Here is a 4009-nt window from a genome sequence, read left to right on the forward strand (position 1 = left end):
GTGACCCGGCAGCGCTCCGCGACGACGAGGGTGTCGTCGTCGACCGTGAACCCCGGGTCACCGAGCCCCCCGCGCACCGGCCCGCCGTGCCGGAAGTCCTCCTGTGCCGTATGCCATTCGGCCACCGACGGGTGTCCCCCGTCCTCGTCGAGCGCGTGCCGCAGCCCGATGTCCCCCCGGTCGCGGCACCTCCACGGCGGTCACCTCCATCACCGCCGCCCCACCCTCCCCGGAGTCCACCAGCAGGGACCGGGCACCGGGGGTCCGGCAGCGGCTCGTCCTCGGCCTCGTACTCCCCGAGCAGGCCGGTGGGCCCAGTCTTCGCCCCGCTCAGCACGGCCGCGACCAGCAGGCCGCGCAGCGGACCGGGGACCCCGAAGGACATGACGGAAGATCGTCAAAGCTGGTCATGCGGCGTCATACGGCGTCATGCGGCGACCCTGCGAGAAGGCCCGGCGACCCACAGAACCGGACGGCCCGCCTCAACTCACACCCACGTCAAAGCAGTTGAAACCCGCCACGCAGTGGACTGGACCTTGACGCGGAGCTGGGCCTACCGCTTTGCTGTGCGTGATCACCGACGCGCTCACCGTCGCGATCCCCCGACCCGCCCGGCCGAACCCCTCGCGTGCGCCTCGCGCGAGCAACCGGCCGCCGCCGACCCTCGTCCGCCCGCGCCCTGGAGGGAAACCCGCGGATGTCCCCGCCTCCGCCGCCCCTCGGCCGCGCCCGCAAGCGGGACGCCCAGCTCTTCGACCCGGCCCTGTGCGACGCCGAACTGGTCGACGTACGCTCCCAGTTCACCCAGGGTCGGTGGGCCCGGGCCCGCGCCCTGCTCGTCGCCACCGGCGACGACTGGGACCGCCGCGGCCACCGCGTCGTCGTCCTCGCGCAGACCCCGGCGGCCACCGCCTGGGCCCGCGAGTGGCTGCTCGCCGAACCGGAGAGCGCCGACGCCGCCACCCTCCTCGCCTGCGCCGCCGTCTTCGCCGCCCTGCGCCGGAAGGCCAGCCCGGCCGCGGCCGAGGAGGCCTGCCGCCGGGCGGCCGCCCTGCTCCCGGCGGACCCGACGCCCTGGCTCGGGCTTCTCCTCCTCTCTCGTGCCTTCGGCGGCGAGGAGGAGTTCAGCCGTCACTTCGACCAGGTCCGGGCCCGCCACCGCGAGCATCACCACGCCCATCACCTGATGGTCGCCCAACTGGCCGAGCGCACCCTCGGCTCCGGCCAGGACCCGCTCCACGAGGTCTACGACTTCGCGTCCTGGGCCGCCGAGGAGTCCCCGGCCGACTCCCCGCTCGCCGTGCTCCCCGTCGTCGCGCACGCCGAGCGGTACCGGGTGCTGGCCGCCACGCACGGGCACTCGCCCGAGTCGGCCGCCGCCCACTGGGCGGGCCGCCGGGCCCGCCAGGTCCTGCGCTCCGCCTTCGACTGGTGGCTGGAGTGGGAGCGCGAGGACCACCCCCGCAATCGCGTCGACCTCAACTTCCTCGCCCACGCCAAACTCTGCGAGGGCCGCCCCGCCGAGGCCGCCGCCCTCTTCCACCGCATCGGCAGCCATGCCACCCGCGCCCCCTGGTCCTATCCGGACCGGGACCCGCAGAAGGCCTTCCTCGCCGCCCGGGGCGTCGCCCTCGGCACCGCCTGACCGCGCCGCCCGCGGACGCCCCCATGGACGCCCCCCGAGTACCCATCCCCCGAGCACCACGCCCCCGAAAGGACGCCGCCATGCCGACGGGCAGATCCTCCACGCTCCAAGACCCGGCCGAGATCCGTACGTACAAGGGCCAGGACCGGGCCCTGCGCGCCGGCCGCCTCGGCACCGCCGGTCTGCTCCTGTCCGTGCTCGCCGCCAGCGCGCCCCTGATGGTCGTCGCTGGTGTCATGCCCACGACCTTCGGGGTCATGGGCATCGTCGGCCAGCCCCTGCTCTTCGTGATCCTCGGCGCAGTCCTCGCGCTCTTCAGCGTCGGCTACGCCGAGATGAGCCGCCACGTCCACAACGCCGGCGCCTTCTACGCGTACATCGCCCGCGGCCTCGGCCCCACCGCCGGCGCGGGTGCCGCCCTCGTCGCACTCGTCGCGTACAGCGCCATGCAGGTCGGCGTCTACGGCATCCTCGGCTTCGAGATATCCGGCCTCTTCGCCACGTACCTGGACATCGAACTCGCCTGGTGGATACCGGCCCTGCTCGCCGTCGCCGTCACCGGCGGACTCGGCTGGCTCAAGATCGACCTGAACGCCAAGGTCCTCGGCGTCCTCCTCCTCGTCGAGTGCGTCCTCGTCGTCGTCTTCGATATCGCCGCCCTCACCGAGCCGGCCGCCGAAGGCCTCTCGCTCCACGCCTTCAACCCCGAGACCCTCGGCGGAGCCGGCTTCGGCACCGCGCTCTGCTTCTGCATCGCCGCCTTCGTCGGCTTCGAGCAGTCCCCGGTCTACGCCGAGGAGACCAGCAAGCCGCACATCGTCGTCTCCCGGGTGATGTTCCTCGCCGTCGGCTTCGTCGCCCTCTTCTTCGCCGTCAGCGCCTGGGCCCTCACCGTCGCCACCGGCCCCTCCCAGGTCGTCAAGACCTCCGCCGAGGCCGGCCCCACCCTGCTCTTCCAGCTCACCGAGAGCCGGCTCGGCACCACCTTCACCGATGTCCTGCACGTCCTCTTCGTGACCGGCATGTTCGCGGCCATGCTCAGCTTCCACAACGTGGTCGCCCGCTACGCCTTCGCCATGGGCCGCGAGGGCCTGCTCCCGGCCACCTTCGGGCGCACCAACGCCGGCACCGGTGCCCCCGCCACCGGCTCCCTGCTGCAGACCGGTGTCGCCGCCCTCGTCGTGATCGCCTTCGCGCTCACCGAGGACAAGGCACCCGCCGACCCCACCCTCGCGGTGCAGCCGCCCGACCCCACCACCCCGGTCCTGCACCTGTTCACCTGGATGGGCAGCGTCGGCGCCCTCGGCGTGACCCTTCTCATGGCCGCCGCCTCCTTCGCCGTCATCGCCTTCTTCGTCCGCCGCGGCACCGCCGGCGCCCAGGTCTGGCGCCTCGTCGCGGCCGGCACCGCCGGCCTCGCCCTGCTCGCCATCGCCGCCTACACCGTCAAGGACTTCGGCGTCCTGGTCGGCGCCGAGAAGGGCTCCGCGCTCAGCTGGGCGCTGCCCGGCATCATCGGCGCCGCCGTCGTGATCGGCTTGGTCTACGGAGCCGTGCTGCGCCGCAGCCGCCCCGAGACACACGCCCGTATCGGCCTCGGGAACGAGGCGTTCCGCCTCGACCAAGCAGCGGAGGGCACCCCGGGCGTCTGACCTCGGTTTCCAGCTCCTACGAACCCCCCGACAACCGTTTCCATGGTCGTCGGGGGCTTTGGCGTTCAGGGGGTGCTTTTGGAGGGGAGCGGAGCCTCATGGTCTCCTGTTGCGACCAAACCACCCGGATCGCAGCACACGGGACACCACCCAGCTCCCCTGCGCGGCGGTCAGGGCCTGCCTTGTCCCACCCACGAAGGCGAAGTCCCACATGAGTGACCTGAGTGACCGCACCTTGACCGAGGCACCCGCCCCGGCGCCGACCCGCCATGTCGACGCCGGTGACGAGGGCTACAGCAAGGACCTCAAGTCCCGTCACATCAACATGATCGCGATCGGCGGGGCCATAGGCACCGGCCTCTTCCTCGGCGCGGGCGGCCGCCTCGCCGGCGCCGGCCCCTCCCTCGCGATCGCCTACGCGGTGTGCGGAGTCTTCGCCTTCTTCGTCGTCCGGGCACTCGGCGAGCTCGTCCTCTACCGTCCCTCCTCCGGCGCCTTCGTCTCCTACGCCCGCGAGTTCATGGGGGAGAAGGGCGCCTACACGGCCGGCTGGCTGTACTTCCTGAACTGGTCCACGACCACCGTCGCCGACATCACGGCCGCCGCGACCTATGCCCACTTCTGGTCGCTGTTCACCGACGTCCCCCAGTGGATCCTCGCCTTCATCGCCCTCGCCATCGTGCTCACCGCCAACCTGATCTCGGTGAAGTAC

Annotated in this window: 3 protein-coding genes and 1 pseudogene; 3 read left to right on the top strand and 1 reads right to left on the bottom strand. The window is 72.5% G+C overall.

The window, feature by feature from the left end:
- Positions 1-385: pseudogene (locus tag ACWGIU_RS31835) on the bottom strand (ASCH domain-containing protein); the annotation flags it as partial.
- Between the two features lie 312 nt (positions 386-697).
- Between ACWGIU_RS31835 and ACWGIU_RS31840 the strand changes: the two are divergent.
- From ACWGIU_RS31840 to ACWGIU_RS31850, 3 genes are all read left to right on the top strand, one after another.
- On the top strand, positions 698-1645 hold the full coding sequence (locus tag ACWGIU_RS31840) for a hypothetical protein (protein WP_453711581.1): 948 nt from the start codon (positions 698-700) through the stop codon (positions 1643-1645).
- 80 nt (positions 1646-1725) lie between these two features.
- Positions 1726-3297, top strand: coding sequence for an APC family permease (locus ACWGIU_RS31845; protein ID WP_453711582.1), 1572 nt, complete (start codon positions 1726-1728; stop codon positions 3295-3297).
- Between the two features lie 220 nt (positions 3298-3517).
- Positions 3518-4009, top strand: a 492-nt coding sequence (locus tag ACWGIU_RS31850; protein ID WP_453711583.1) for an amino acid permease, incomplete at its 3' end; no start/stop codon positions are given.

Source organism: Streptomyces sp. NPDC054840, assembly GCF_053611065.1.